The sequence below is a fragment of the uncultured Nevskia sp. genome, assembly GCF_903885465.1.
GTDB lineage: Bacteria > Pseudomonadota > Gammaproteobacteria > Nevskiales > Nevskiaceae > Nevskia.
The window spans coordinates 1-4,465 of sequence record NZ_CAISIQ010000070.1 but is presented as its reverse complement, the minus strand read 5'-3'; the positions used below and the strand labels follow the sequence as shown (position 1 = coordinate 4,465).

Sequence of the window (4,465 nt, the reverse complement as noted above, 5' to 3'; positions counted from 1 at the left end):
CGAAAAGATCATCGCCCGCGAGATTCCGGCCACGATCGTGTTTGAAGATGAGTTGTGCTTCGCGATCCGTGACATCAACCCGGTCGCGCCGACGCACATTCTGCTGATTCCGAAGAAGCCGATGCCGCGCCTCTGCGACGCCGTGCCGGAAGATCAGGCCCTGCTCGGCCATCTGATGCTGGTCGCAACCAAGATCGCCGAGGCCGAAGGCTATGGCGACGCCTATCGCCTGGTGGTCAATAACGGCGCGGCCTCCGGGCAGAGCGTGTTCCATCTGCACCTGCACATCATCGCCGGCCGTCCGCTGAAGTGGCCGCCGGGCTGAATGGTTTTCGAGCAAGCTCGAAAAACCGATCCACCCAAGTCGCCACACACACCAACAAGCCAGCGCAAGCCTGCATCGACGCTGGGCAGAACATCCGGGCTGGAGGAGGCCCGCAGCCATGAACAGACACACTCTGCAGGGGGCGTGTCAGGCGCTCATCGCGTCCTCCATCCTGTTGGCGGCTGCCAGCCAGGCCGCCGCTGGGCCAGCCGCTGCCGGCCTTACCGACTGCCCCTCTTTCGACGTTCTGCGCAAGCAGGAAGCCGACAAGATCGCGGCCCGCCAGCTGAAGCCGCTGACGGCCGAGCCGACCCAGCCCGAGCTGCGCAAGGAGCTGCTGGCGATGATGGAGCGCGATCAGTCCGCGCGCTCCAAGGCCTCGGCCAGTGCCAAGGCGCATGGCGGTCAGCCGGAGCAGTCGCTGATCCTGGCGATCTTCCAGTCCGATCAGGACAACGTCAGCCGGATGGCCGAGATCGTCGAAGCCAAGCAGTTCCCGGATGCATCTCAGGTAGGCCGCGATGGCCTGCGCGCCGCCTGGCTGATCGCCGCCCATGCTGACCGCGATCCGCAACTGCAGGCCAAGCTGCTGGCCCTGCTCGAACCGCTGGCGAAGAAAGGCGACATCGTGCCGCAGGATTTCGCCTTGTTGTCCGATCGAGTCAAGGTCTCACAGGGCCTGCCGCAGCTCTATGGCAGCCAGTTCCGCGCCAGCGGCGGCATCAGCCATCCGCAGCCGATCGAAAAACCCGAAGGCCTGGAAGCGCGCCGTGCCGAACAGGGCCTGCTGACGATGCGCGACTACGGCTGCCTGCTGCAGCAGTTCCACGGCATCCCCGTCGACCTCACCCCGAACACCCAGGTGATCCGCTGAAGCCATGAGCACCCGCCGCGCCGACTATCCGCACTTCCTCGCCATCCCGACGCGCTGGAAGGACAACGACGTCTACGGCCACGTCAACAACATCGACTACTACTCGTTCTTCGACACGGTCATCAACCACTACCTGATCACCGTCGGCGAGCTGGACATCCATCGCGGCACGGTCATCGGCTTCGCCGCCGAATCGCACTGCCGCTACCTGAAATCGCTGGCCTATCCGGAAGTGGTCGATGCCGGTCTGCGAGTCGCCAAGCTCGGCAATTCCAGCGTCCGCTACGAGATCGCCCTGTTCCGCGCCAACGATGACGAGCCTGCCGCCGAAGGCTGGTTCGTGCATGTGTTCGTCGATCGCGAAACGCAGAAATCCAGTCCGATCCCGGACTCCATTCGCGCGGCCCTCGCCCGCATCCAGACTCCAGTTCCGTCCGAGACTCTCTGATGATCCAGACCCGCGCCGCCGTCCTCCGCGAAATGGGCCTGCCGGCCCCGTATGCGCAATCCAGGCCGCTGAGCATCGAAACGATCAGCCTCGCCCCGCCCGGCCCCGGCGAACTGCTGGTCAAGATGACTGCCACCGGCTTGTGCCATTCGGACCTCAGCGTGATCGACGGCAGCCGCCCGCGCGTGATGCCGATGGCGCTCGGCCATGAAGCCGCCGCCACCGTCGTCGAATGCGGAGCGGGCGTCACTGCCTACGCGCCGCGCGACAACGTGGTGTTCTCGTTCGTCCCCGCCTGCGGCCACTGCCAACCCTGCGCCACCGGCCGCGCCGCGCTCTGCGAACCGGGCGCCAGAGCCAATGTCGCCGGCACTCTGCTGAGCGGCGCACGAAGACTCCATTCCAACGGCGGCGATATCCATCATCACCTCGGCGTCAGCGGCTTCGCCGAATACGCCGTGGTCTCCGCTGCATCCGCTGTGAAGGTGCGCCCTGACCTGCCGCCGGAAATCGCCGCCCTGTTCGGCTGCGCGGTACTGACCGGCGTCGGCGCCGTGGTCAACACCGCAAGAGTCACACCCGGCTCCACCGTCGCCGTCTTCGGCCTCGGCGGCGTAGGCCTTGCTGCACTGCTGGGCGCACGCGCCGCCGGCGCCGGAACCATCGTCGCGATCGATCTGCAGTCCTCGAAACTGGAACTGGCGAAATCGTTGGGCGCGACGCATGTCGTCAACGCCGCAAGCTCCGCGGACGTCGTCGCCGAAGTTCGCGAGGCCACCCGCGGCGGTGCCGAATACTGCTTCGAGAGCGTCGGCAGCGAACGCGTGCTGCAGCAGGCTTACGCCGCGACCGCGCGCGGCGGCATGACAGTGACGATGGGCCTGCCGCATCCATCGAAACAGTTCACGATTTCCGCTGTCAGCCTCACGGTCGAAGAGCGAACGGTGAAAGGCTCGTACATGGGCTCCTGCGTACCGAGCCGGGATGTCCCGCGATTCGTGACGATGTACGACGCAGGCTTGTTGCCGGTGGATCGCCTGCTCACGCATCGCCTGAAGCTAGACGACATCAATGAAGGCTTTGATGTCCTGGCGAGAGGAGAGGCAGTCAGGCAGGTGATTCTGTTCTGACCGCGGGGCGAATCAGGCGCCCGGCTCCGGACCGGCCCCAGAAATGCTTGTGCATCGTGAATACGGAAAATCGGGCTACGGCGCATGAACTGGATCCTGCTGTCCCTGCTTGCCTACGTGGTGCTGCAACTGGCCGTGGTCTTCCTGCTGGCGCGCAAGCCGCAGACCGAGAGCGACTACCTGCTCGCCGGCCGCAGCCTCGGGCCCTGGCTTTCGGTGTTCACGGTCTTCGCCACCTGGTTCGGCGCCGAGACCTGCATCGGTGCCACGGCCGAGGCCTACTCGGGTGGACTAGGCGCCGTCGCGGCTGATCCCTTCGGCTACGCAATCGGCATCGTCGCGATGGGCCTGCTGTTCGCGGCAGCGCTGCGCCGGCGTGGCCTGCTGACCCTGGCCGATCTGTTCCGCAACCGCTGGGGCTCGGGCATCGAACGCCTGGCGGCCCTGGTGATGATTCCGTCCTCGTTGCTCTGGGCAGCCGCGCAGATGCGCGCCTTCGGCCAGGTGATCGCCTCGGTCAGCGATCTGAGCCTGATCACCGCGACCGGCCTCGCGGCCTTCGTGGTCATCGTCTACACGGCGGTGGGCGGCATGTGGGCCGACGCCTGGACCGATCTCGCACAGGGCCTGGTCATCATCTTCGGCCTGCTGCTCCTGCTGGCCGTATTCACCCTGGTTGGCGGCTTCGAGACGCTGCCGGAATCGGCCGCCGCCGCGGCAGCCCGCGCACCGATACGCGATCGGCCGCTGATCGAGATCCTCGCCGTGCCGATCTTCGGCACCATCGCCGCCCAGGAACTGAGCTCGCGGGTGCTGGCGATGCGCGACGCCAAGCTCGCCCGCTCGGCCACCGTCGCGGCCGGCTTCGTCTATCTCGCAGTCGGGCTGATCCCGGTAGTCGTCGGTCTCGGCGCGGCCGCAACCCTCGGCACTGGCATCGAGCCCGAACAGGTGCTGTCCCGCTATGCGCAGACGCAGTTGCCGGTCGCCCTGTACGTGGTGTTTCTCGGCGCGCTGGTGTCAGCAATCCTGTCGACCCTGTCCGGCGCGCTGCTGGTCGCCGGCTCGCTGGCGGCTCACAACCTGATCGCACCAATGGCCGGCGCGCGACTCACGGAACGCCTGAAGCTACGCCTGAACCGAGTCGCTGTCGTGGTGTTCGGCCTCGTCGCCTTTCTGATCTCGCTGGGCGGCGAAAGCATGTACTCGCTGGTCGAACAGGCGTCCGGGCTGGCCTCGGCCGGCGTGCTGGTGCTGATGGTCGTCGCGATCTTCGCGCCCGGCGTGGGCGGGATCGCGAGCGCGGCGATGGCGTTGGTCGCGAGTGTTGCGGTCTATGTGCTGGCGTCGGCGCAGGATTGGTCTATGCCTTATCTCGCGTCGTTGGCGGCGGCTGTGCTGGCCTATGGCGTGCTGGCGCCGTTTGGGCCGCGGGTGGTGGGCTCAACTCCGCCCCGGCAGAATTTGGTCGATCAGCCAGGGCGATGGGGCTGACGCATCCGTCCTGGAAGTTCATGCTTTCACCGATAGCGGACGGTGAAGGGCTCGTACATTGGCTCCTACGTACCGAGCCGGGATCTGCAGAGGTTCGTCGGGATGTATGACGCGGGCTTGTTGCCGGTGGATCGCTTGCTCACTCATCGCCTTGCGCTTGAAGACATCAATGAGGGGTTTGATATTTTGGCGGG

General features: G+C 66.1%; 5 protein-coding genes and 1 pseudogene. All 6 read left to right on the top strand.

Annotation, left to right across the window (positions count from 1 at the left end):
• Window positions 1–7 precede the first annotated feature (7 nt).
• The gene (locus QZY06_RS02530) at window positions 8–325 is read left to right on the top strand and encodes a histidine triad nucleotide-binding protein (RefSeq protein WP_295679756.1); all 318 of its coding nucleotides are present in this window, start codon (window positions 8–10) and stop codon (window positions 323–325) included.
• 118 nt (window positions 326–443) lie between these two features.
• Window positions 444–1,199, top strand: coding sequence for a DUF6624 domain-containing protein (locus tag QZY06_RS02525; protein ID WP_295679753.1), 756 nt, complete (start codon window positions 444–446; stop codon window positions 1,197–1,199).
• A gap of 4 nt (window positions 1,200–1,203) precedes the next feature.
• On the top strand, window positions 1,204–1,647 hold the full coding sequence (locus QZY06_RS02520; protein ID WP_295679750.1) for a thioesterase family protein: 444 nt from the start codon (window positions 1,204–1,206) through the stop codon (window positions 1,645–1,647).
• 2 nt (window positions 1,648–1,649) lie between these two features.
• Entirely contained in the window at window positions 1,650–2,777 is a 1,128-nt protein-coding gene (locus QZY06_RS02515) for a zinc-dependent alcohol dehydrogenase family protein (protein ID WP_367275543.1), read from the top strand.
• Between the two features lie 84 nt (window positions 2,778–2,861).
• The gene (locus tag QZY06_RS02510) at window positions 2,862–4,271 is read left to right on the top strand and encodes a sodium:solute symporter family protein (RefSeq protein WP_295679744.1); all 1,410 of its coding nucleotides are present in this window, start codon (window positions 2,862–2,864) and stop codon (window positions 4,269–4,271) included.
• A 36-nt stretch (window positions 4,272–4,307) separates the two neighbouring features.
• A pseudogene (locus tag QZY06_RS22105) lies at window positions 4,308–4,465 on the top strand (alcohol dehydrogenase); the annotation flags it as partial.